A 23,294-nucleotide genomic window follows, 5' to 3' on the forward strand; every position below is an offset into this window, starting at 1 on the left:
GCGTCGGAGCCGTCCGCGCGGAGGAACGCGCCGCCCGGCTCGGGCACGGGCCGAGCCGGGCGGCGACGGGTTCGAGGAGAGGGGCAGCGGGGACTTGGCCCTTCTCCTCGAGCTCGAAGTGACGGGTCAGCCCATCTCCTCCAGCGCCTTGCCCTTCGTCTCCTTCACGAACTTCAGGACGAACGGGACGGAGAGCGCGGCGAAGACCGCGTAGATCACGTAGGTCACGGAGAGGTTCCAGTCGGCCAGCGACGGGAAGCTCGCGGTGATGGCCCAGTTGGCGATCCACTGCGCGGCGGCGGCCACACCCAGGGCGGCGGCGCGGATCTTGTTCGGGAACATCTCGCCGAGCATGACCCAGACGACCACACCCCAGGACAGGGCGAAGAAGAGGACGAACACATGCGCGGCGACCAGGGCCACCCAGCCCTGGGTGCCCGGGAGCCTGCCGTCGACGAGGTGGGAGGAGAACGCCCAGGCCTCCAGGGCGAGGCCGACCACCATGCCGACCGAACCGATGATCGCGAGCGGCTTGCGGCCGACGCGGTCCACGAAGATCATCGCGATCACGGTGCCGACGATGTTGATGATCGACGTCGTGAACGAGTAGAAGAAGGAGTCCGCCGGGTCGACGCCGACCGACTGCCACAGCGTCGAGGAGTAGTAGAACGCGACGTTGATGCCGACGAACTGCTGGAAGACGGACAGGCCGATGCCGATCCAGACGATCGGCTTGAAGAAGAAGCCACCGCCCAGCAGGTCCTTGAAGGCCGACGTGTGCTCGCTCTTCATGGCGTGCTCGATCTCGGCGACACGGGCGTCCAGGTCGGCGTCCTCGCCCTCGACCTCGGCGAGGATCTCCCGGGCGCGCTCACGCCTGCCGACGGAGAGCAGGAATCGCGGGGACTCGGGGATGGCGAAGGAGAGCAGACCGTACAGGACGGCCGGGACGACCATGACGCCGAGCATGACCTGCCAGGCCTCCAGGCCCATCAGCTTGCCGCGCTGGTCGCCGCCCGCGGCGTTCAGCAGACCCCAGTTGACCAGCTGCGAGATGGCGATGCCGACGACGATCGCCGCCTGCTGGAAGGAGCCGAGCCGGCCGCGGTAGGCCGGTGGGGCGACCTCGGCGATGTAGGCGGGGCCGATCACGGAGGCCATGCCGATCGCGAAGCCGCCGACGATGCGCCACAGGGCGAGGTCCCACAGAGCGAAGGGCAGCGCGGAACCGACGGCGCTGATCGTGAAGAGGACGGCGGCGATCTGCATGCACCGGATGCGGCCGATGCGGTCGGCTATGCGGCCGGCGGTGGCGGCACCGATGGCGCAGCCGATCAGGGCGATGGCGATGACCTGGGCCAGCGCGGCGGACCCGATGTCGTACCGGGTCCGGATGGCCTCGACGGCGCCGTTGATCACGGAACTGTCGTAGCCGAAGAGGAAGCCGCCCATCGCGGCCGCCGCTGCGATGAAGATGACGTGCCCGAGATGATCGGGGTGAGCCGTCCCGGCTCCTGGCTGAGGTGCCTGCGCTGTGCTGGTCACGTGTGTAACTCCTCGGGCCACCGGCAACGCCGCCGGGGGTGGGGGGTGAGCCCTGTCAGGTAGCGAGACCTGAAGGTAAAAGCAACGTTGCCGAGACTATGCCTTCAAGTTTCGAAATCAACAGCCGGGCACTGTGACTTTGCACGCCATGATGGGGGGTTAGTGTTCAGTAGTTGAACGCAACGTGCGATGTGCGAGGGACCGTTGCAGGTCGCACCCGGTCAGCGCAGCCGCTGGGAGATGACCTTCGACACACCGTCGCCCTGCATGGAGACGCCGTACAGCGCGTCGGCCACCTCCATCGTGCGCTTCTGGTGCGTGATCACGATCAGCTGCGAGGCCTCCTGCAGCTCCTGCATGATGCGGATCAGCCTCTGCAGGTTGGTGTCGTCGAGGGCGGCCTCGACCTCGTCCATGACGTAGAACGGGCTGGGACGCGCCTTGAAGATGGACACGAGCAGTGCGACGGCGGTCAGCGACCGCTCGCCGCCGGAGAGCAGCGAGAGCCGCTTGACCTTCTTGCCCGGCGGTCGTGCCTCGACGTCGACGCCCGTGGTGAGCATGTTGTCCGGGTCGGTCAGCACGAGCCGCCCGTCGCCGCCGGGGAAGAGCCGGCTGAAGACGCCCTCGAACTCACGGGCGGTGTCCCGGTAGGCCTCGGTGAAGACCTGCTCGACGCGCTCGTCGACCTCCTTCACCACCTGAAGCAGGTCGGCACGCGTCTTCTTGAGGTCCTCGAGCTGCTCGCTGAGGAACTTGTGGCGCTCCTCCAGCGCCGCGAACTCCTCAAGCGCGAGCGGGTTGACCTTGCCGAGCTGCTGATACGCGCGCTCCGCGGCCTTGAGCCGCTTCTCCTGCTCGCCGCGGACGAAGCGGCGCGGCTGGTTGCGCGGGTGCTCGGGGTCCTCGGGCAGCTCCTCACCCTCGGCGGGCAGCGACGGCGGCACCGGCTGGTCGGGACCGTAGTCGGCGATCAGCCCCGCCGGCTCGACACCGAGTTCCTCCAGCGCCTTGGTCTCCAGCTGCTCTATGCGCAGCCGCTTCTCGGCGCCGAGCACCTCACCGCGGTGCACGGAGTCCGTGAGCTTGTCGAGCTCGGACTTCAGGTCGCGGCCCTCCGTGCGGGCGGTGGCGAGCTCCTGCTCACGGCGGGTCTTGGCGGCGTCCGCGGCGGTGCGCTCGGCCTCCGCCCGGCCCAAGGAGATCTCGACGTGCGAGAGGAGCTGCCGGGCGCCGGAGGCGACGGCCTCCGCGACGGCGGCCTCGTGGCGCAGCCGGGCCCGCCGCTGTTCGGCGCGGGCGCGGGCCTCCCGTTCGGCACGGGCGGCCCGGTCGAGGGAGTCGGCACGTCCGGCCAGCCCCTTGACCCGCTCCTCGTGCGTACGGACCTGGAGCCTGGCCTCCATCTCGGTCTGGCGCGCGTTGGCCCCGTCGGCGGCGAGCCGGTCCCGCACGGAGGTGTCGGGCTCCTCCTCCACCGGCATCTCCTCGGCGACGGCGAGCCGCTCGGCGAGTTCCTCGACCTCTCCCAGGGCCTTCTCCAGGGCCTCCTGCGCCCGGGCGGCGGCCGCGGTGGAGCGCTCGGCCTCCCCCGCGGCACCGCGCGCCTGGCCTGCCAGCCGCCCCAGCTGCTGGGCGACGGCGGACTTCTCGCGCTCGGCCGCACGCCGGCGCTCCCCCAGCTCGTCGACGAGCTGGGCACTCTCCTTGCGGCCCTCGCCCGCCTGCCGCTGCTCCTCGGTCAGCTCCTCGCATCTGACGGCGAGTTCTTCCAGCTCGGCGGCGGCCTCGTCGACGGAGGCCTGCACCTCGAGCAGGCTGGGCACACCGGCGGAGCCGCCGTGCGCGAAATGCGCTCCGAGGAGATCACCCTCGGCGGTGACGGCGGTCAGATCGGGCCGCCGGTGGACGAGTTCCTCGGCGTCCTCGAGGCCGCCCACCACGACGACGCCGCGCAGCAGCCGCCGCACGGCGGGCATCAGCTCGGCGGGACCGCGGACGAGGTCGGCCGCGTGCACGGCCCCGGGGGCCGGTGCCTGCTCGGGTACCGCGTCGGGGGCGCCGCTCAGCAGCAGGGCCGCCCGCCCTGCGTCCTGCTTGCGCAGCAGCCGGATCGCCTCGGCGGCGGCGCCGGGTGTGGTGACCGCGACGGCGTCCGCGGCCACCCCGAAGGCGGCCGCGAGGGGCACCTCATGGCCCGGGGTCACGGAGAGCAGTTCGGCCGCGGGACCGAGCAGACCGGTGAGACGGTCCCTCGCCTCGAGCAGGGCGCCCGTGCCGTCCTTGCGGCGCAGTCCCAGGGCGAGCGCCTCGTGGCGGGCCGCGACCGCGGCGCGCCGGCGTTCGGCGGTGGTGGCCGCCTCGCGGGCGGCCGACAGGGCGGCTTCCGCACCGGCGAAGGCCCGTTTCGCGGCCTCGTGCTGCTCGGCCAGGTCGGCGTCGCCCGCGTCGAGGCCGTCGACCTCGGCCTTCAGCGTCTCGTACTCCTCCTGGGCGACGGCGGCGCGTTCCTGTGCCTCGTCCCGGGCGGCGGCGAGGCGGTCGATCTCGGCCTGCGCGGAGGCGGCCCGCGAACGGGCCGCGTTGACCTGGCCGTTCAGCCGGGCCAAGCCCTCACGGCGGTCGGCGATGGCGCGGGCCGCGTCCTTCAGCCGCCGCTCCTCGATCGCAAGTTCGCGCTCCAGTTCGGACCGGTGCGCGACGGTGTCGTCCAGCGCGCGCTCGGCCGCCTCGAGGGCGGCCTCCAGTTCGGCCTCCTGCTCGCGAATGCGCTCGGCCTCGCGCTCCATGTCCTCGGGGTCGCGTCCACGCCGCTCCTCCGGGGGCGCCGAGGTGGCGCTCTTCACCCGGGCGTCGGCGAGCGAGATCGTGCCGCGCACCCGCTCCGCGAGCTGCGACAGCTCGTACCAGGTCTGCTGGGCGCGCTGCAGACGTGGCGTCAGCTGCCGGACCTCGTCCTCCAGAAGCGCCTCGCGCTGCAGTGCCTTCTTCAGTTCGGCCTCGGCGGCCTCTTTGCGCTCCTTGAGCGCCGCCTCGTCCGCGATCTCGGCCTTGAGTCCTTCCCGCAGCCGTACGAGGTCGTCGGCGAGCAGCCGCAGCCGGGCGTCCCGGAGATCGGCCTGGATCACCGCCGCCCGGCGGGCGACCGCCGCCTGCCGTCCCAGCGGTTTGAGCTGGCGGCGCAGTTCGTCGGTGAGGTCCTGGACGCGGGCGAGGTTCGCCTGCATGGCGTCCAGCTTCCGGAGGGCCTTCTCCTTACGCTTGCGGTGCTTGAGTACGCCCGCGGCCTCTTCGATGAAGGCGCGGCGGCCCATGGGGTCGGCGTGCAGGACGGAGTCGAGCTGGCCCTGGCCGACGATCACGTGCATCTCGCGGCCGATGCCGGAGTCGGAGAGGAGCTCCTGGATGTCGAGCAGCCGGCAGGTGTCGCCGTTGATCTGGTACTCGCTGCCGCCGTTGCGGAACATGATCCGCGTGATGGTGACCTCGGCGTACTCGATCGGGAGGGCCCCGTCGCTGTTGTCGATGGTCAGTGACACCTCGGCGCGGCCGAGCGGAGGGCGCCCGGTGGTACCGGCGAAGATGACGTCCTCCATCTTGCCGCCGCGCAGCGACTTCGCCCCCTGCTCGCCCATGACCCAGCTGAGCGCGTCCACGACATTGGACTTGCCCGAGCCGTTCGGACCGACCACACACGTGATCCCCGGCTCGAACCGGAGCGTGGTGGCCGAGGCGAACGACTTGAAGCCGCGAAGGGTCAGGGCCTTGAGGTGCACGCCGCTGGACTCTACCTTCCGCCCGGTATCTCACTCCATGAACCCGCGGTTTCACCCTTGAACGCGCAGGGCACACCATCCGTTAAGAAGACTGAAGGGGTGCGCGGGGGCAAGAAAGAAGGGACGCCGAGGCGTCCCTTGCAACTTCTGACAATTGAGCGGTTGATAGGGGCTGCCCAACCACTGCTGGTGCCTTTGTGGAGCGATGCAGTGATCAGGTGAGCGCAGGCTCCGCCTGGTGTGCGTCGACGCTCTCCATGATCCTGTCGTGAGAAGCGGCAGCCGTCAGCGCGTCGTTCTCCGCCTGGATTCGTCCGAGCTCGGACTCGAGCTCCTGGACGCGCTGCTGGAGCCGTCGCATCTCGGCGAGGAGTCGCGGGTCGGAGCCGCCGACGTAACCGAGAAGCGCCTTTGCCATGATGGATGGTCCTCCACACTGAGTGACCGACCGATGCGGTGTGGGTCGTGAGGGATTCGCACCCGCGATGCTTGGCACTGTTGAGTTCTGCGCCGTTCTTACATGCCAAACAGCTAAGGTGCGCGGGGCTTTCAGCGTCTCACCAAAAAGTTTGACGGTCAACACGATCACACCCTGCGTCGGGGGCGACCCGTGCGCGCGCTGCCCCGGGCGGGTGACGCTGCGGCTCCTGCGGGCCCCTGCGGGTGTGGAGATCATTCTTATCTGCGGAGCCTGCCACGCACGGCGTTTCTTGGCAACCACCAGGCCCTTTCTGCTTCGGGCAGGTGCCGGTGGCATGTCCGTGCGCTGGTGCGGGTCGGTCACCCGGTCATGGCTCAGCGGATCGCGAAGCCGTCGTATCCGCCGCGCGGGGTGTCCCAAATCTCCGTCACTCCGTCTACCCGCCCGGGTGTGTCGTCGCCCCGGAGCCAGCCCAGCAGGACCTCGCATCCGTGCCGGGACCCCTCCGCCACCACCTGGACCCGACCGTCGTCGAGATTGGAGGCGAAGCCCCTCAGGCCACCGATCTCCAGTGCCTTGGCCCGCGTGTACCAGCGGAAACCCACGCCCTGGACACGTCCGCGCACCCATGCCACAAGCCGTGCTTCGTCGTTCATGGGTGCACGCTAACCGGCCAATGTCACAGTGGGCACTTCCTCCCCTTGCGCCATGCGGTAGCGTCCCCACCCATATGAAGCTCATGTGAAACTCACTCGATCGAGTGAGTTGCGCTGACCGCAAGACCAGGAAGGCCAGCAGATGGGACGCCACCGACGCTCCGCCGCCGGACGCGCCGCCACGGGGGGCCGCGCCACCGAAGTCACGCAGAAGCACCAGATCTCCACGGAGGATTACGGGCCGGAGAACCTCTACGGCTTCGCCGCGGTGCTGGAAGCGGATCGGCTTGCGAACCGCTCGCACCGCAGGAAGAAGGCCGCGACCCCGGTACGCACGGGTCTGCTGGGAGTCTCCGCGGCCGTCGCGCTCGGCACCGTGGCGGTCGCCGCCGGGGTGCTGCCGGGCGCCAAGCACTTCACCGTGAGCGGTGACGCCGGTGGCCCGCAGGCGGGGGGCGCCGCACCGTCCGGCTTCGCGACCGAGCAGGGCGGCACGAGCGGCAGTGCCGACGACCGCGGATCCACCTCCACGAGCCGCGACGACGACCGCGCGGCCGCACCGAGCACGCCGCCTCCGTCCACCTCGGCCGCCCCCTCGGCGCCGGCGAAGGAGCCCTCGAAGGCACCGGCCCCGACCGCGACGAAGACGGCGACGGCCGCGCCTCCGGTGCAGCAGGAGACGACCGAGCCGCAGACCACGCCTCCGGCGAAGGTGACCGCCGAGGGCGCGGCCGCTGCCGCGGTCCTCAAGCTGGTCAACGACGAGCGCGCCGACGTGGGCTGCAGCCCCGTGACCCCGAACGGACCGCTGAAGAAGCTGGCGGAGGGGTTCAGCGAGGCCATGGCGGCGCAGGGCTTCTTCGACCACACCGACCCCAGCGGCCAGGACCCCTGGGACCGCGCCGCGGCGCTCGGCATAACGGACCTGGGCGGCGAGAACATAGCCCGCGGCCAGGCGACCGCACAGGACGTCATGGTCGCCTGGATGAACAGCCCCGGCCACCGCGCGAACATACTGAACTGCGACTTCCAGACGCTGGGCGTGGGAGTGCACTTCGGGGACGGCGGCCCCTGGTGGACGCAGGACTTCGGCTACTGATCACTCCGCGGGGCGGCGCCCTGTGAGGTCCCTCGGGCCGTCTCGGGGCCCTCACCCGTAGCCGGGGCGGCCCCCGCAGGACTCCGGCCTTGGCGGCCGCCCCTTTCCCTGTCACGATCATGCCGTGAGCAACTCGCCGAAGGCCGCGAGGCAAGTGGAGATCCTCCTTGACCTGGCAGGCGGAGTGGTCGGAACAATGCTGTTGGCGCTCGCCATCAAGACCTACGGCGAGGGCGGATCCGCGGGCTGGGTCGTCGCCGGAGCGGTGCTGTTCCTGATCGATCTCGGGGTGGTCCGGCGTCGATTTGCCCGGCGCGGAAAGCCCTGGCGGTGCACAGGCGAGCAGCCGTTGCCCCGCCGGCCCGGCCGTGCCCGCCGCGTGCCCGTCCCGACCGGAAGCAACGGGGAGCCACGGGGAACGGCGGTGGTTGGCGGGTGACTGGCCCCACGGTCCGCCCACAAGGATGGTTCGCGGGTCGACGTGGCACTCACCCCACCTCGCTCATCAAACGGTGCTCCACACCTGGCGGGTGAGATCATCCGCGGACGGCAGACGCACAGCTACCCGCGGGATGGTCCCTTCAGCAGATCCGTGGCATGTCCGGGGACCACGAGGCAGTCGCCCTGGATCCACAACGGGCGGTGAAATGGGTGGCCCGCCCCGGAGCCGCCGACAAGGTGCTGCACCCGGAGATCGTTCTTGGATTCCACGACCTGTGCCTTGTGAAGCCCGTCCATGACGACGACTGGTACATGGGCAGTTTGTACGACGACGGCAGCGTCTTCTGCTGGGCAGACTATGGCGATCTGTACGAGGCGCTGCGCGGTCTGTAGCGCCGAGACCCACGTCATCACAGCCAGTCGCCGTGACCCATGACCGGCCCGGGCCGTCGTCGGCGCCCCTCGCGTCAGCCGTGACGGCGGCGGCAGCGGCCCAAGGTCGGGTCGGCCCGCGTGCGGTCCGCGCCCGTGGAGGCACCGGGCACTCCCGAAGCACGCGCCGGGCACCTCTCCGCCGGCCGACAGGCGGGTTCACCCCTGCACGGCCGGACGGCGCCACCGGCCCGGGGCGCCCCGCTGCGCTGTCCCCCGGTTAGTGCAACCTGTCGGTTAGTGCCGAGGTCGCGTACGCTGCGGGCATGACCACGGCGCAGGAGCGGGACCTCCCGTACGACGTCTTCTCCAAGGCGTGCCCGTCACGGGGCACGCTGGAACACGTCACGGGCCGCTGGGGCGCACTCACTCTCGGAGCCCTGCACGAGGGTCCGTTCCGGTTCAACGAGCTGCGTCGGCGGGTCGACGGGGTCAGCGAGAAGATGCTGTCCCAGACCCTCCACGCGCTGGAGCGCGACGGTCTCGTGCACCGCGAGGCCCAGCCCACGAACCCGCCACGCGTCGACTACGAACTCACCCCGCTCGGCCACGAGGTCGCCGAGCGCCTGCTGGCCCTCATCCGCTCCCTGGAGGGGCACATGGACGAGGTGCTCGCCGCCCGTCACCGGTACGACGGGAAGCGGGACGGCTAGGCCCTCGGCGTCCGCTGGCAGGTGGGGCAGAAGTAGCTGGAGCGGTTCATCCAGGGGCGGCGGCGCATCGGTGTGGTGCAGCGCCGGCACGGCTCCCCCTCCCGGCCGTAGGCGTCCAGCGACCGGTCGAAGTAGCCCGACTCCCCGTTGACGTTGACATAGAGACTGTCGAAGCTCGTGCCGCCCACGGCGAGCGCGGCGTTCATCACGTCCCGTACGTGGCCGAGGAGTTCGGCGGTACGGGGCCGGGTGAAGTTCGCGGTGGGGCGCTCGTAGTGGACGCGGGCGCGCCACAGCGCCTCGTCCGCGTAGATGTTGCCGACGCCGCTGATCAGCGACTGGTCGAGCAGGGCCCGCTTGATCGTCGTGCGCTTGCGGCGCAGCGCCCCGTGGAAGGCCTCGTCGTCGAAGAGCGGGTCGAGGGGGTCGCAGGCGATGTGCGCGATGACGTCGGGCAGCCCGTCGGCGCCGGTGTCGTGCAGGGAGAGACCGCCGAACGTCCGCTGGTCGACGAAGCGCAGCTCGGTGCCGACGACGTCGTCGAACCGGAGGCGGATGCGGAGGTGCTTCTCCTGCGCGGCCTCGTGCGGCTGGACGAGGAGCTGACCGCTCATTCCGAGGTGGGCCAGGATCGCCGTGCCGGTGGTCTCCACCGGGATCCAGAGGTACTTGCCGCGCCGGCTCGGCGTGCCGAGGAGCTGTCCCTTCAGCCGGTGCGCGAAGTCCTCGCCGCCCGCGATGTGCCGGCGGACGGCGCGCGGGTGCAGCACCTCCACGTCGGCCACGGTCCGGTGGGCGACCCAGCGCTCCAGGCCGCGCCGCACGACCTCGACCTCGGGCAGCTCGGGCACGGGTACCTCCGGAAGGGTGAACAGGGACGACGTCCGCAGGGTACCTCGTGATCACGGGCCGCCGGCTGTCTCCGGCCGGCCGCACGGACAGCGGTGAACCCAGGGCCCTACGACGCGGACCCCGCCCGGCGGATGCGCCGGGCGGGGTCCGTGACGATGAAGGATTCAGGCCGTGGCCGGATCGCCCGCCGGGGCCGAAGCGGTGCCGGATCCCCCGTCGGGGGACTCCTTCGCCTCGGCCTCCGCCTTGGCGCGCTCGTCCGCGTCCGTACGGATGGAACGCCAGGCCGACTCCGCGGCCTGCTGCTCCGCCTCCTTCTTGCTGCGGCCGGTGCCGGTGCCGTACGAGACGCCTCCGACGCGGGCGGCAGCAGTAAAGGTCTTCTCGTGGTCCGGGCCGGTCTCCGTGACCAGGTACTCGGGTACGCCGAGCCCTTCGGTCGCGGTGAGCTCCTGGAGGCTGGTCTTCCAGTCCAGGCCGGCACCGAGATTCGAGGACTTCTCGATCAGCGGATCGAACAGGCGGTGCACCAGCTCCCCCGCCGAGTCCAGGCCCTGATCGAGATAGACAGCGCCGATCACCGCTTCAAGGGTGTCGGCCAGAATGGATGCCTTGTCCCTGCCGCCCGTGCCCTCTTCGCCCCGGCCGAGCCGGATGAAGGAGCCGAGGTCGAGTCCGCGGCTCACCTCCGCCAGCGCACGCGAGTTGACCACCGCGGCCCGCAGCTTGGCCAGCTGGCCCTCGGGCAGGTCCGGGTGGGTCCGGTACAGCGTGTCGGTGACGACGAGGCCGAGCACGGAGTCCCCGAGGAACTCCAGTCGCTCGTTCGTCGGCAGACCGCCGTTCTCGTACGCGTACGAACGATGAGTCAGGGCACGCACCAGAAGGGCGGACTCGACCTTGTAGCCGAGCCGCCCTTCCAGAAGCGTGTGGGACGAGGCTGTGTTCTCCGCCTTCTTCTTGGCGTTTGGGTCCGCCTTGGCGTCAGACATCACACCTCTCACCAGCCGCTCAGACCTCGAGGACCTGGCGCTTGTTGTAGGTGCCGCACGACGGGCACGCAATGTGCTGCTGCTTGGGCTCGTGGCAGCGCTCGCACGCAACCAGAGTGGGGACCGCAGCCTTCCACTGCGACCGGCGGTGGCGCGTGTTGCTGCGCGACATCTTCCGCTTCGGAACAGCCACGGCTACTTCTCCTGCTTCTCGTCGGCGTGCGCTGATGGAAGCGCGCCGCCGCTCATCTCGTCCTTCTCGCCGTCCGTCATGGTGCCGGCGAGTCCCTGCAGTGCCGCCCAACGGATGTCGACGGCGTCATGGTGGTGGTCCGGGTCGTCCGCGAGCCGCACTCCGCACTCGGAGCACAGGCCCGGGCAGTCTTCCCGGCACACCGGCTGCATCGGCAGTGCGAGCACCACCGCATCGCGCAGCAGAGGTTCGAGGTCGAAAAGTCCGTCCTCGAGGAAGAACCTGTCCTCGTCGTCCTCGGCGTCGTCGCCCGGCTCCGCGATCACACGGCCCCGGTCGTCGGCGTCAGGGTACGAGAACAGCTCCTGGAAGTCCGCTTCGAGCTCCAGCTCGAGCGGCTCCAGACACCTTACGCACTCCCCCTCGGCCGATGCACGGGCGGTGCCTGTGACGAGCACCCCTTCCATGACCGACTCGAGTCGGAGTTCGAGCTCCAGCGGCGCGCCTTCCGGTACTCCGACGACCCCTTGGATACCGAGGTCCTTCGGAGCCTCGATCGTCCTGGTCAGGCGCTGCAGCGCACCAGGACGCCGCCCCAGCTCGTGTGTGTCGAACACGAGGGGCTTGCGGTGGTCGAGGCGGGCGTTCAGGGCCGTTCCTGCTTTCGGTCTTCAGGTCCAGGGGATGCCGCTCCGTCAGCTGCGGGCAGCTTTGATCGCGGACGGTACGCGCGACCGAAGAGCCAGGATACTGGACCTTTCGCTCACGGCCCAATCCGGTGTTCGGGACACTCCCCGATTCCGCCCGCCGGGACGGTCAGTGACCGCCGCGCCCCTGTTCGTAGGCGCGCAGCTGCTCGGCACTGATCATGCTGGTGTCGAAGAGGCTGGTCTCGTCGAGGGCGTCGGGCTGCGCGTATCCCTGCGCCGGCTGCTGCTGGCCGTACATGGCCTGCTGGTCGTACCCCTGCATCTGCTGCTGCTGGTAGGCGGCGTACGGATCGGCCTGCTGGTAGCCGTAGGCGTCCTGCTGGGCGTAGGTCTGCTGGTAGCCGTACTGGTCCGTCTGCTGATAGCCGTACGGGTCCTGCTGCTGCGCGTAGGCCGGCTCGGCCTGCTGGGCGGGGATCTCGGGCGCCTGGGCGGGTGCGGCCGGGGTCCGGGCCGGGGCGTCCGCCAGGGCCGCGAGATCGGCCAGGTAGTCGGCGTCGCTGGAGTGCTGGACGGTCCTCGTGTCGTCGGAGAGCGCGCCGAGGTCGTCGGTGGCGATCCGGCCGTGCAGCTTCTGCCGGCCCTTGCCGACGGCATCCAGGGTCTTGGCGAGGACGGCCTCGAAGGCGCCGAGCTTGGCGTCCACATAGGCGTCGGCGTCACGGCGCAGGATCTCGGGGTCGTGGCTGCGCTCGGGGGCGTCCTCGTCCTCGTAGCCCTGCTCGTCGAGACCGGGACCGGTGCCGAGGAGCTTCTCCCGCCCGCGGCCGACCGAGCCGAGCGTCTTGGTGAGGACGACCTCGAAGTTGGCGAGCTTGGAGTCGACGTAGTCGTCGGCCTCGGCGCGGACCTCCTCGGCCTCCTGGCGGGCCTCGGTGACGATGCGCTCGGCCTCGTTCTGGGAGCGCCGGGCGACCTCGGTGTCGGAGATCAGCGAGCCGCGCTCGGCGTGCGCGCCCTCGATGATCCGCTCGGCCTCCTGCCGGGCCCGCTCGACCAGGTGCTCACGGTCGCCGATCAGCTCCTGGGCCTCGGCCAGGGAGTCGGGCAGCGCCGCGCGCACCTCCTCGAGCATGGAGAGCAGCTCGGCGCGGTTGACCACGCACGAGGCCGACATGGGCATCGACCGGGCGCCGGAGACCACCGAGACGATCTCGTCGAGCTTCTTCTGCACGTCCACCGTGTGCTCGCCACTCTCTACAGCTGTGATGAAGACGGACGGTTCGACTCTACGACCACTTCCGCCCCGACCGACACCGAGTGACGGACTGTCAGGTTCCGCAGCGGGCGCCGCGGCCTCGCTCAGTCCTTCCTGAGGCGCTTGCCCAGGGCTTCCAGAACGGCCGGGGGAACCAGGTGCGAGACGTCTCCGCCCCAGGCCGCCACCTCCTTGACCAGCGAGGAGGACAGGAAGCTGTAGGTGGGGTTGGTGGGGACGAAGAGGGTCTCCACGCCGGACAGGCCGTTGTTCATCTGGGCCATCTGGAGTTCGTAGTCGAAGTCGCTGACGGCGCGCAGGCCCTTGACGATGGCGGGGATGTCGCGCTGCTTGCAGAAGTCGACGAGAAGGCCGTGGTGGGACTCCACGACGACGTTCGCGTAGTCGGCGGTGACCTGGCGGATCAGCTCGATCCGCTCGTCGACCTCGAAGAGTCCCTTCTTGGACTGGTTCACCATCACCGCGACATAGACCTCGTCGTACAGCCTGGACGCACGGGCAATGATGTCGAGGTGTCCGTTGGTGATCGGGTCGAACGACCCGGGACAGACGGCGCGGCGCACTTGTGATCCCTCGCTCTCCGGTCCGGTCATCGTGCGTCTTCGCACGTAGAGGCGGCGCGACCGTACCAAAAGGTCCCCTCGCCGTAACGCCGGGACCGGACCGCTTCGAAGCCGTCCGGCCATCGGAATTCCCCGCCTCTGGTGCTGCGCTCCACGGTGACGACGACGTCGGCCGCGAGCCAGCCCCCGGTGCGGAGTGTGAGCAGAATCTCGCGAAGATCGTCGTCGGAGACCGCGTACGGCGGGTCGAGGAAGACGATGTCGTACGGCTGCGCGGGCGCCGGGGTGTGGATGATCTGTTCCGCTTTGCCCGCCCTGACCTCGGCGCCCGGCAGCCCGAGCGCCTTGACGTTCTCACGGACGGTGCGCACGGCCCGGGCGTCGGCCTCGACGAGCAGGCTGTGGCCCGCCCCGCGGGACAGCGCCTCCAGGCCGACGGCCCCCGACCCGGCGTACAGGTCCAGGACGCGCTCGCCGCCCAACGGGCCGCCGAGGAGGGACTGCCAGGTGGAGAAGAGGCCCTCGCGCGCCCGGTCGGACGTGGGACGGGTGCCGTTCCCCGGCGGGACGGCCAGACGGCGTCCGCCGGCCCGGCCGGCGATCACGCGGGTCATCTCTTCGGTCCTTGTCGGTATGGGGGTCGGTGCCCTGCGCCATGGGCGGGGTGTGTTCCTCCAGTCTCGCAGCCCGGGCGATGTCGCCGCTCGGTCACCCCTTGTCCAGATACTGCTCCCGGTCCTCGTCGAGCAGGGCGTCCAGCGCCGTGCGCAGACCGGGCAGGTGCTCCAGCTCCGGGTCGGCGGCGACCACCGCGGCGGCCTCCTCGCGGGCCTCGGCGATGATCTCCTCGTCGTCGATGACGGCGAGCACACGCAGCGAGGAACGGGCGCCCGACTGGGCCTGGCCGAGGACATCGCCCTCGCGCCGCTGCTCGAGGTCGATGCGGGAGAGCTCGAAGCCGTCGAGGGTGGCGGCCACGGCGTTCAGCCGCTGGCGTGCGGAGCTCGCCTCCGGCATGTCGGTGACCAGGAGGCAGAGTCCGGGCGCCGAGCCACGGCCGACCCGGCCGCGCAGCTGGTGGAGCTGGGACACCCCGAAGCGGTCGGCATCCATGATCACCATCGCGGTGGAGTTCGGGACGTTGACGCCGACCTCGATGACCGTCGTGGCGACCAGGACGTCGGTCCCGCCGGCGGCGAACCTGCGCATCACCGCGTCCTTGTCGTCGGGCGGCATCCGGCCGTGCAGCACCTCGACCCGCAGACCCTTCAGCGGGCCCTTCTCGAGCTGCTCGGCCACGTCGAGGACGGCGAGCGGGGGGCGCTTCTCCGCCTCGTCCTCCGGCGACTTCCGCGCCTTCTTCGATTCGTCCTCGTCGTCCCCGATACGGGGGCACACCACATACGCCTGGTGGCCGTTCCCGACCTCCTCGCGCACGCGTTCCCAGGCACGCGCGAGGAAGTGCGGCTTGTCGGCCGACGGGACCACATGGCTGGCGATCGGCGAGCGTCCGGCCGGAAGCTGGTCGAGGACGGAGGTCTCCAGGTCACCGAAGACCGTCATCGCGACGGTCCTCGGGATCGGCGTGGCCGTCATCACCAGCAGGTGCGGCGGTTGCTTGCCCTTGCCGCGCAGCGCGTCCCGCTGCTCGACGCCGAACCGGTGCTGTTCGTCCACCACGACCAGGCCCAGGTCGTGGAACTGCACCTTGTCCTCGATCAGCGCATGGGTGCCGATCACGATCCCGGCCTCCCCCGTGACGAGGTCGAGCAGCGCCTGCCGCCGTGCCGCCGCCCCCATCGAGCCCGTCAGCAGCACGACCTTGGTGGCCTGGTCGGAGCCGCCCAGCATCCCGCCCTCGGCCAGCTCTCCCATCATCTCGACGATCGACCGGTGGTGCTGCTGGGCGAGCACCTCGGTGGGCGCAAGCATGGCGGCCTGACCGCCCGCGTCGACGACGGCGAGCATGGCGCGCAGCGCCACCAGGGTCTTTCCCGAACCGACCTCCCCCTGGAGCAGCCGGTGCATGGGGTGTTCGGTCGCCAGGTCGTCGAAGATCTCCCGCGAGACCTTCTGCTGGCCGTCGGTCAGCGTGAAGGGGAGGTCGGCGTCGAAGGCCGTCAGCAGGCCGTCGGGCGCCGGCACCCGGGCCACCGCGGGCAGTTGTGCGTCCGCGTGGCGCCGGCGGGCGAGGGCGACCTGGAGGACGAAGGCCTCGTCCCACTTGAGGCGGTTGCGCGCGTCGGCGATGTCCGCCTTGGTGTGCGGCCGGTGGATCTTGAGCAGTGCCTCGGGCAGGGAGACCAGGGAGCGGCCCTCGCGGAGGGCGTCCGGCAGCGGATCGAGCGCCTCCCCGGCACTCGGCAGCACCGTCTGGATCGACTTGGCGATCTTCCATGACTCCAGCTTGGCGGTGGCCGGGTAGATCGGGATCAGCGCGCCCGCCCAGCTGTCCACCGTCTCGGACACATCCTCGCCGCGCAGCAACTCATAGGCCGGATGAGCCAGTTGCAGTCGGCGATTGAACACGGAGACCTTGCCCGCGAACAGCGCGCGGGTGCCCGGCAGGAGTTCCTTGTGGGGTTTGTGCACGCCGTTGCCGAAGAAGACCAGTTGGAGGCGGCCGCTGCCGTCGGTGATCGTCACCTCCAGGCGCTGGCCCTTGCCGCGGGGCGCCTTGGCCGAGGCGAAGGTGTGCAGCCGGGCGTCGGCGACCTGGGCCACCACCGTGACGTGCTCGTCCATGGGGAGGTCGGCGAGGTGGGTGAGCTGACCGCGCTCCTCGTACCTGCGCGGATAGTGGTGGAGCAGGTCTCCGACGGAGTGCAGGCCGAGGTGCTCGGCCATCACCTTCGCGGTGGCGGGGCCGAGCACCTTCTTCAGCGGTTCTTCCAGTGCGGGCACGAGATCCATTGCACACCACCTCACTGACATCGCCGTATACGTCTCGCAAATCTGCTGGTCAGCGGGGTGGCTCGCGGCCTAGGATGACCCATCTTCCGGCTCGCCCCGCGGTCGCCGCCCCACCGGGACCGCCCGACCCCGCGCCGTCTCCAGTCCCCCACCCTCGGCGCTGTGACGATGGACTCCCAGACCTCGCAGTCATCCCAGGCACCTCAGTCACCTCAATCACCTCATACGTTCCAGGTCGACCTGCGCGGTCTGGTGGACCTGCTCTCCCATCACCTCTACTCGAGTCCCAAGGTCTATCTGCGCGAGTTGCTGCAGAACGCCGTGGACGCCATCACCGCCCGCCGTGCCGTGCAGCCCGACGCACCGGCCAGGGTCCTGCTGCACACGGACGGCACCGGTCTGCGGATCGAGGACTCGGGCATCGGGCTCACCGAGTCGGACGTGCACGGTCTCCTCGCCACCATCGGACGCAGTTCCAAGCGGGCCGACGGCATCCAGGAGGTCCGCTCCGACTTCCTGGGGCAGTTCGGCATCGGGCTGCTGGCCTGCTTCGTCGTCGCCGAGCGCATCCGGGTGGTCAGCCGCAGCGCACGGACGCCGCAGGCCGCGCCCGTGGAGTGGACGGCCCGCGACGACGGTTCCTACGTCGTACGCACCCTGCCCGACGACGCCCGGCCCGAGCCCGGCACCACCGTGTACCTTCAGGCGCGCCCCGGGGCCGCCGACTGGCTCTCCCCGGACCGGGTGCGCACCCTGGCGCGGGACTTCGGTTCGCTGCTGCCGTACGACGTCCGGGTCGGCGACGAGGCGATCACCGACCTGCCGGCGCCGTGGGACCGCGGCTACCCGTCCCCGGCCACCCGGAGGGTGGCCCTGGCCCGCCACTGCCACGACCTGTTCGGTTTCACCCCGCTGGACTCGATCGACCTGGACGTGCCGCTCGCCGGGATCCGCGGCGTGGCGTACGTCCTGCCGACCGCCGTCAGCCCGGCCCAGCGGGCGAGCCATCGTGTGCATCTGAAGGGCATGCTGCTCACCGAGCGGGCCGAACAGCTGCTGCCCGAATGGGCGTTCTTCGTCCGCTGTGTGCTCGACACGGACAGTCTGCGGCCCACGGCCTCGCGCGAGTCCCTGTACGAGGACGAGACGCTGGCGGCGGTGCGCGAGGCTCTCGGGGAGCGCATCCGGTCCTGGCTGACACGGCTCGCGGCCGGTGACCCGGAGCGTCTCGCGGCCTTTCTCTCCGTGCACTACCTGGGTGTGAAGTCGCTGGCGCGGCACGACAAGGAGATGCTGCGCACGATGCTGCCGTGGCTCCCCTTCGAGACGACGGACGGACGGCTGTCCCTGGAGGAGTTCGCACAGCGCCATCCGGTCGTGCACTTCACACGGACCGTCGAGGAGTACCGCCAGGTCGCCCCGATCGCCTCCGCGCAGGGCGTCGGCGTGGTCAACGGCGGTTACACGTACGACAGCGAGCTGGTGGAGGCGCTGCCGTCGGTACGCCCGGGGACGGTCGTCGCGGAGCTGGACGCAGACACCGTCACCGCTCACCTGGACGCGGTGGACCCCGGCGAGGAACTCGCCCTGTCGGCGTTCCTCGCGGCAGCTCGCGCCAAGCTCGACCCGCTCGGCTGCGACGTCGTGCTGCGCGCGTTCCATCCCCTCTCGGTGCCCGCGCTGCACCTCGACGACCGGGCGGCCCGGCACGAGCAGGCGCGCGCCGACGCCGAGGAGCAGGCCGACAACCTGTGGGCGGGCATCCTGGGGTCGCTGCGCGGCAGCGCGCCCCGGGCCCGACTGGTCCTCAACCACCTCAACCCGCTGATCCGCCGGATCGGTTCCCTCCAGGACCCGGAACTGATCGGCACCGCCACCGAGTCCCTCTACGGGCAGGCCCTGCTGATGGCCCAGCGCCCTCTGCGGCCCGCCGACTCCGCACTGCTGAACCGCGCCTTCATCGGCCTCCTCGAATGGGCCACCCACACCGACTTCCCGGAGGGCGGCTCCCGATGAGCCAGGTCATGGATTTCGACTCGCTGCGCCGGGCGATGGCGGACAACTACGAGCAGCCGGAGGGCCCGGCGCGCAACGCGCGCGCCGAGCACCTGCTCGTGGAGGCGGAGAAGCTGAACATCCCGCTGGCCGTGATCGAGGCGCTCGGGCACCAGCTGAAGGTCTACAACTACAGCTCCGAGAAGGACAAGATGTTCGTCCCGTTCGCGCGTCTGCTGCGCATGTGGGACGAGCGCCCGGAGGACTTCGACGCGTACGAGACCCACACGCTGCACTGGGTCTTCAAGTGGATGTCGGCGGGCATGCTGGGTCAGCCGCACATCCCGCTCGCCTCCATGGAGAAGTGGCTCGGCGAGATGGAGCACCGCTACCGGCTGGCCGGGCACTCCGAGCGCGCCGTGCGCAGCGCGGAGTTCAACATCGCCGCGCACGTCGGGGACACGGAGCGCGCCGATCGGGCGTACCGGGCCTGGCTGGCCGCCGACCGCGACGACATGGCCGACTGCCACGCGTGCGAACTGCACGACCAGGGGTGGTGGCAGGCCCACAAGGGCGACGACGAGCAGGCGCTTCGGCTGTGGCGGCCGGTCCTGGAGGGCGAGCACGTCTGCGCCCACGAACCGCACGCCGTGCTGGCCTCCTCCCTGGTTCCGCTGCTGCGGCTGGGCCTCCTGGACGAGGCCCGGGCGCACCATCTGCGCGGCTTCCGGCTCGTGCGGGCCATGGAGAGCATGCGCAGCGCCTACGCGGACCACGTGGAGTTCTGCGCGCTGAGCGGCAACGAGGCGCGCGGCCTGGAACTGCTCGCCGAGCGGCCCGCGTACTTCACGGACTCCGGGGAGCCGCGCAGCAGGCTGGACTTCATGGCCGTGACCGCCCTGCTGATGGACCGGCTGGTCGAGCGCGGGTTCGGCGACCGGGCGGTGCCTGGCCCCGTGGGCCGGGAGTGGACCGCTAGGCGTCTCGCCGCCCACGCGCGCGGGGAGGCGCTGGCCCTCGCCGGCCGCTTCGACGCGCGCAACGGGACGTCCTATGTCACCGGGCGCACCCGGGAGCGGATGGACCGGCGCCCGCTGGTGGAACGGCTGCCGCTGGGGGTGCGCACGGCCCGTCCGGCGCCCGTGCAGACCCGGCCGCCGGCCGCCCCTGACCGGGAGCGGGACCTTCCGGATCTGCTCGCCGAGGCCCGGCGCCTGTCGGAGGCACTGCACCCGGACGCCATGGACGCATGGGCGGAGGTGGCGCGAGCCGCCGAGGGCCGGGAGCTCGACGCCCGGGACCGTGCGGACCTCGTCGACCACGAGGCGATGAGCCTGGGTCCGGAGGGCGCCGAGGCGTTCGACCGGGCGGCCGAGCTGTTCGCCGAGGCCGGCGACCCCGGTGAGGCACTGGCGGCACGCACGCGCGCGGCGTACGTCCGCGCCCTGACGGGTCATGCCGACGAGGCACTGGAGACGATCACCGGACTGCGTGAGCAGGCACTCGCCCTCCACGAGGCCGGCGGCACGGGCGTACGGCAGGCGGCGTCCGTGCTCGTGGGGCGCGCCCGCGTCCTGATGCACCGGTTGCGCGAGGACGAGGGCTCCGCGTCGGCCGCCGAGGAGGCGGCGCGGGAGCTGCTGGAGTTCGCCGGGCCGCACACCGCGCAGGTGCGCCTCGCGTCCCGGGCCGCCGAGGCCAAGGCCATGCTCGGGGAGCTGGCGGTGCAGGCCGGTGACGCCGAGAGCGGTGCCCGGCTGCTGGCGCAGGCGGCCGGGGAGTACGTGGCGGCGGGCCTGCCCTGGTTCGCGGTGGACCACGAGGTGCGGTTGTCCCGGACGGCCCGGCAGCTCGGCGACGCGCAGACGGCGCAGGAAGCGGCCCGCGCGGCGCTCGAGCACGGGCAGGGCGTTCTGGAGCCCGTCGCGCAGGCCCGGCTCCATCTGGAACTGGCGGAGGCGGTCGGGACGTCCGGCGGGTTCGCGGAGGCCGCCGCGCACGCCCTGGAGGCGGCGCACTGGGCGGACGAGGCGGGTGAGGCCTCGACGCTGGGCGCGTGGGCACGGCATCTGCTGGGCGGTTTCCTGCTCCGCCAGGGGCGTTTCGCAGAGGCCGCCGAGGTGCTGGAGTCGGCGCTGCCCGACCTGACCGCCGAGACCCACGGCGACGGGGCGATCGTGCAGACGCAGTGGTGGCTCGGCGACTGCCTCACCGAGTTGGGCGAGCACCGTGCGGGGGCCGAGCAGTGGCTGCGGGCCGCGGAGATCGCCCGGCACTGGCCGGAGCAGCGGGACCACGCGATGCTGGCCCACCTGGCCGCCGAGGCGCTCGGGCGCGCCGGGCTGCCCGCGGAGGCGGACCGGGCGTACGCCCGCGCCGTCGACCTGTGGCGCGAACTGGGCAACACGCACGGCCTGGTGCGGGGTCTGCGGGCCCGCGCGTGGCTGGCCGCCGAGGGGGAGGCGGACCTGGACACGGCGCGCGAGCTGATGGCGGAGGCGGCACAGGAGTGCGCCTCGGCGGCGGCCGCCGCCGAGGACACCAGGGCGCGTGACCGTCTGACCGGTGAACTCGGGCACTCTCAGCGCCAGTTCGGCGAGTTGATCGCACGGTCGGTCGGTGACGGTGCCGGCGAGGAGGCGGTGCGCGCGGCCTTCACGGAGGCGCTGACGCACCTCACGGAGGCGATCGCGACCTTCACGTCCCTGGACGCGGCGGCCCTCGACGCCCGTACCGGCGCGGAGTTGGCCGCGGGCTGGCTGGAGGCCGACCTCGGCCGCCCCGACGCCGCGTCGGCACGCGCGCGTGCGGTGCTGTCCGCGTACGGGAGCGCCGACGGCGAGGAGACCGCACGGGCGCGGCGGGCGGAGGCCGAGCGGATGCTCGAGCTGATGGAGGAGCACCGGCAGCGATGAGGTGTGCCGGGCGCCCGCTGCCACGGGCGGGCGCCCGGCGTCACCCGGCCGGTGACCCGGGCACCCCCGGTTCCGGGAGGCGACCGGCTACTCCACACCGATCAGCAGCAGCGCCCCCTGGCGGCCGCCGTGGTGCACCACCGTGTCGACCGCCAGGTACGACTCGCGTACCCGGGACTCCAGATGCGCCACGATCGACTCCGGTGCGTCGTCGCCCAGCACCAGGGTGACCAGTTCGCCGCCCGCCGCGAGCATGCGGTCGAGAACGGTCTCCGCCGCGGCCGTCACGTCCGAGCCGATGACGGCCACATCGCCGTCGATCAGACCGAGGACGTCGCCGGCCTGACAGATGCCGGCCGTCGTCCACGACTGCCGTTCCGCCATGGTCACTTCGGCGTATCTGGTGGCCCCCGCCGCCGAGGTCATCGCGACGACGTCCTCGTCGAAGCGCCGCTCCGGCTCGTGCACGGCGAGCGCGGCTATGCCCTGCACCGCGGACCGGGTCGGGATCAGGGCCACGCGGACGCCTTCGGTGCGCACCTGTTCGGCCGCGGCGGCCGCGGTGTGGCGCAGATCCGCGTCGTTCGGCAGCAGCACCACCTCGCGTGCGTGTGCCCGCCGTACCCCCTCCACCAGTTCCCCGCTCGCGGGCGGTTCCCCGGCCCGGGCGAGCACGGTGGTCGCACCGGCCTCCTGGTACAGCGCGGCCAGACCCTCGCCCGGCACGACGGCCACCACCGCGCGCTGGACGGGCTCGCGCGGCGGCCGGCCGGCGCCCGCGGTGTGCACGTCGCCGGCCGCGAAGTGCGTGATCCTGATCCGGTGCGGGCGTCCTGCCTCGATCCCCGCCTCCACGGCGGCGCCCGCGTCGTCCACATGTACATGGACGTTCCACAGTCCGTCGCCACCGACCACGACGAGGGAGTTCCCCAAAGTGTCGAGCCGCTGCCGCAGCCGTGCCACGGCCGCGTCGTCGGCTTCCAGCAGGTAGATCACCTCGTAGGCGGGCCCGCCCTCCTCGTCGGGGGGCTCGGCGCACTCCCGGGTGACGCCCCGCGCGTCGTCGTCCGGGCGCGGGGCGACGACGCGGCCCGCCCCCTGCGGAACCCGCGGCGCCTCACCCGTGAACGTCTCCACGAGCGCAGCGAGCACCGCCACGAGCCCCCGGCCACCGGCGTCGACCACGCCTGCGCGCTCCAGGACCGCGAGTTGCCCGGGGGTCGCCGCGAGGGCCGCCCGCGCCCCCTCGTACGCGGCCCGGGCGACGCCGCCGCAGTCGTCCTCCACGCCGGTGACCGCGTCCGCGGCGGCAGAGGCGACGGTCAGGACCGTGCCCTCCACGGGGTGGGCGACGGCGTCCCGTGCGGAGTCGGCCGCACGCCGGAGCGCGAGCCGCAGCCCCTTCGCGTCGGCGTGTGCGGTCTCACCGTCGGCGGCGAGCACCTGCGCCATGCCCCGCAGCAACTGCGCCAGGATCGTCCCGGAGTTGCCGCGGGCCCCGATGAGCGCGCCGTGCGCCATGGCCCGCACCGCGTCGGCGAGCGTCGGGCGCTGCCCGCCGCCCGCCTCCTCGTACCCGGCGAAGACGGCCTCGACGGCGGCCGCGGCCGATTCCACGGTCAGATACAGATTGGTGCCGGTGTCCCCGTCCGCCACGGGATAGACGTTGATCGCGTCGATCTCCTCGCGGGCCCGCCCCAGCTCCCGGAGCGCGAGACCGCACCAGGTGCGCACCGCGAGAGCATCCAATGGCTGCGGCACCTGCGCCACCTGCGCCTCCTTGAGCTGCTGGACGTGGGACGCAGCGTAGACCCAGAGGGGTCCGGGGCCGGAAGAGGGCCGCACGGACTCCCTGCACCAGGCCTCGCGCCTGCGGGGGCGGGGGGTCCGCAGGCCCGGTATGCCCGGGGGCGGCCATG

The 23,294-nt window shown here is 71.6% G+C and carries 19 protein-coding genes; 6 read left to right on the forward strand and 13 right to left on the reverse strand.

From position 1 onward, the window contains the following. Positions 1 to 126 precede the first annotated feature (126 nt). The 4 genes from ACSHXN_RS13180 to ACSHXN_RS13195 all read right to left on the reverse strand — a co-directional run bounded on the left by ACSHXN_RS13180 (position 127) and on the right by ACSHXN_RS13195 (position 6,398). Positions 127 to 1,545, reverse strand: a complete 1,419-nt coding sequence (locus tag ACSHXN_RS13180; RefSeq protein WP_355131827.1) for a sugar porter family MFS transporter — start codon at positions 1,543 to 1,545, stop codon at positions 127 to 129. 221 nt (positions 1,546 to 1,766) lie between these two features. After that, the gene (smc, locus tag ACSHXN_RS13185) at positions 1,767 to 5,321 is read right to left on the reverse strand and encodes a chromosome segregation protein SMC (protein ID WP_355131826.1); all 3,555 of its coding nucleotides are present in this window, start codon (positions 5,319 to 5,321) and stop codon (positions 1,767 to 1,769) included. 214 nt (positions 5,322 to 5,535) lie between these two features. Beyond that, entirely contained in the window at positions 5,536 to 5,739 is a 204-nt protein-coding gene (locus tag ACSHXN_RS13190; protein ID WP_059131751.1) for a hypothetical protein, read from the reverse strand. A 377-nt stretch (positions 5,740 to 6,116) separates the two neighbouring features. Further along, a complete protein-coding gene (locus ACSHXN_RS13195; RefSeq protein ID WP_355798663.1) occupies positions 6,117 to 6,398 on the reverse strand; it encodes an acylphosphatase in 282 nt (93 codons plus the stop codon). Between the two features lie 142 nt (positions 6,399 to 6,540). Here ACSHXN_RS13195 and ACSHXN_RS13200 point away from each other — a divergent pair, with 142 nt between their 5' ends. The 4 genes from ACSHXN_RS13200 to ACSHXN_RS13215 all read left to right on the forward strand — a co-directional run bounded on the left by ACSHXN_RS13200 (position 6,541) and on the right by ACSHXN_RS13215 (position 9,023). After that, entirely contained in the window at positions 6,541 to 7,497 is a 957-nt protein-coding gene (locus ACSHXN_RS13200; RefSeq protein ID WP_355131824.1) for a CAP domain-containing protein, read from the forward strand. Between the two features lie 124 nt (positions 7,498 to 7,621). Beyond that, complete coding sequence (locus ACSHXN_RS13205; RefSeq protein WP_438303161.1) at positions 7,622 to 7,936, forward strand: hypothetical protein; 315 nt, start codon at positions 7,622 to 7,624, stop codon at positions 7,934 to 7,936. Between the two features lie 158 nt (positions 7,937 to 8,094). Further along, entirely contained in the window at positions 8,095 to 8,331 is a 237-nt protein-coding gene (locus tag ACSHXN_RS13210; protein ID WP_355131822.1) for a hypothetical protein, read from the forward strand. A 305-nt stretch (positions 8,332 to 8,636) separates the two neighbouring features. Continuing rightward, positions 8,637 to 9,023 (forward strand): winged helix-turn-helix transcriptional regulator, encoded by a 387-nt coding sequence (locus tag ACSHXN_RS13215; RefSeq protein WP_355131821.1) that lies wholly within the window; start codon positions 8,637 to 8,639, stop codon positions 9,021 to 9,023. Here ACSHXN_RS13215 and mutM read toward each other — a convergent pair. The 8 genes from mutM to recG form a co-directional block, all read right to left on the reverse strand. Next, positions 9,020 to 9,874: a bifunctional DNA-formamidopyrimidine glycosylase/DNA-(apurinic or apyrimidinic site) lyase gene (gene mutM / locus ACSHXN_RS13220; protein ID WP_356294852.1), complete on the reverse strand. Its 855-nt coding sequence runs from the start codon at positions 9,872 to 9,874 to the stop codon at positions 9,020 to 9,022. The two genes, ACSHXN_RS13215 and mutM, sit on opposite strands and share 4 nt — an antisense overlap. Before the next feature lie 165 nt (positions 9,875 to 10,039). Then, positions 10,040 to 10,867: a ribonuclease III gene (rnc, locus tag ACSHXN_RS13225; RefSeq protein ID WP_355131819.1), complete on the reverse strand. Its 828-nt coding sequence runs from the start codon at positions 10,865 to 10,867 to the stop codon at positions 10,040 to 10,042. Between the two features lie 19 nt (positions 10,868 to 10,886). Further along, the gene (rpmF, locus tag ACSHXN_RS13230; protein WP_003951102.1) at positions 10,887 to 11,060 is read right to left on the reverse strand and encodes a 50S ribosomal protein L32; all 174 of its coding nucleotides are present in this window, start codon (positions 11,058 to 11,060) and stop codon (positions 10,887 to 10,889) included. Between the two features lie 2 nt (positions 11,061 to 11,062). Continuing rightward, a complete protein-coding gene (locus ACSHXN_RS13235; protein ID WP_355131901.1) occupies positions 11,063 to 11,710 on the reverse strand; it encodes a YceD family protein in 648 nt (215 codons plus the stop codon). 166 nt (positions 11,711 to 11,876) lie between these two features. After that, positions 11,877 to 12,950, reverse strand: a complete 1,074-nt coding sequence (locus tag ACSHXN_RS13240; RefSeq protein ID WP_355131818.1) for an ATP synthase F0 subunit B — start codon at positions 12,948 to 12,950, stop codon at positions 11,877 to 11,879. A gap of 122 nt (positions 12,951 to 13,072) precedes the next feature. Further along, the gene (gene coaD, locus ACSHXN_RS13245; RefSeq protein WP_355131900.1) at positions 13,073 to 13,552 is read right to left on the reverse strand and encodes a pantetheine-phosphate adenylyltransferase; all 480 of its coding nucleotides are present in this window, start codon (positions 13,550 to 13,552) and stop codon (positions 13,073 to 13,075) included. A gap of 26 nt (positions 13,553 to 13,578) precedes the next feature. Then, positions 13,579 to 14,166, reverse strand: a complete 588-nt coding sequence (rsmD, locus tag ACSHXN_RS13250; protein WP_383357145.1) for a 16S rRNA (guanine(966)-N(2))-methyltransferase RsmD — start codon at positions 14,164 to 14,166, stop codon at positions 13,579 to 13,581. A gap of 94 nt (positions 14,167 to 14,260) precedes the next feature. After that, on the reverse strand, positions 14,261 to 16,465 hold the full coding sequence (gene recG, locus ACSHXN_RS13255) for an ATP-dependent DNA helicase RecG (protein ID WP_356294849.1): 2,205 nt from the start codon (positions 16,463 to 16,465) through the stop codon (positions 14,261 to 14,263). Between the two features lie 168 nt (positions 16,466 to 16,633). Here recG and ACSHXN_RS13260 point away from each other — a divergent pair, with 168 nt between their 5' ends. Then, complete coding sequence (locus ACSHXN_RS13260; protein ID WP_355131899.1) at positions 16,634 to 18,481, forward strand: HSP90 family protein; 1,848 nt, start codon at positions 16,634 to 16,636, stop codon at positions 18,479 to 18,481. A gap of 8 nt (positions 18,482 to 18,489) precedes the next feature. Continuing rightward, complete coding sequence (locus ACSHXN_RS13265) at positions 18,490 to 21,375, forward strand: tetratricopeptide repeat protein (protein WP_438303165.1); 2,886 nt, start codon at positions 18,490 to 18,492, stop codon at positions 21,373 to 21,375. 87 nt (positions 21,376 to 21,462) lie between these two features. Here ACSHXN_RS13265 and ACSHXN_RS13270 read toward each other — a convergent pair whose 3' ends face one another. Then, positions 21,463 to 23,145, reverse strand: a complete 1,683-nt coding sequence (locus tag ACSHXN_RS13270) for a DAK2 domain-containing protein (protein WP_438306456.1) — start codon at positions 23,143 to 23,145, stop codon at positions 21,463 to 21,465. Positions 23,146 to 23,294 lie beyond the last annotated feature (149 nt).

It is taken from the genome of Streptomyces sp. HUAS TT11, from assembly GCF_051553595.1.
In the GTDB taxonomy this organism is placed as follows: domain Bacteria; phylum Actinomycetota; class Actinomycetes; order Streptomycetales; family Streptomycetaceae; genus Streptomyces.

Coding starts and splice junctions, on each gene's coding strand:
- ACSHXN_RS13200 (WP_355131824.1), top strand. CDS start 6,541: ATGGGACGCCACCGACGCTCCGCCGCCGGACGCGCCGCCACGGGGGGC.
- ACSHXN_RS13215 (WP_355131821.1), top strand. CDS start 8,637: ATGACCACGGCGCAGGAGCGGGACCTCCCGTACGACGTCTTCTCCAAG.
- ACSHXN_RS13190 (WP_059131751.1), bottom strand. CDS start 5,739: ATGGCAAAGGCGCTTCTCGGTTACGTCGGCGGCTCCGACCCGCGACTC.
- rnc (WP_355131819.1), bottom strand. CDS start 10,867: ATGTCTGACGCCAAGGCGGACCCAAACGCCAAGAAGAAGGCGGAGAAC.
- ACSHXN_RS13195 (WP_355798663.1), bottom strand. CDS start 6,398: ATGAACGACGAAGCACGGCTTGTGGCATGGGTGCGCGGACGTGTCCAG.
- recG (WP_356294849.1), bottom strand. CDS start 16,465: ATGGATCTCGTGCCCGCACTGGAAGAACCGCTGAAGAAGGTGCTCGGC.
- ACSHXN_RS13210 (WP_355131822.1), top strand. CDS start 8,095: ATGTCCGGGGACCACGAGGCAGTCGCCCTGGATCCACAACGGGCGGTG.
- rsmD (WP_383357145.1), bottom strand. CDS start 14,166: ATGACCCGCGTGATCGCCGGCCGGGCCGGCGGACGCCGTCTGGCCGTC.
- ACSHXN_RS13260 (WP_355131899.1), top strand. CDS start 16,634: ATGGACTCCCAGACCTCGCAGTCATCCCAGGCACCTCAGTCACCTCAA.
- ACSHXN_RS13265 (WP_438303165.1), top strand. CDS start 18,490: ATGGATTTCGACTCGCTGCGCCGGGCGATGGCGGACAACTACGAGCAG.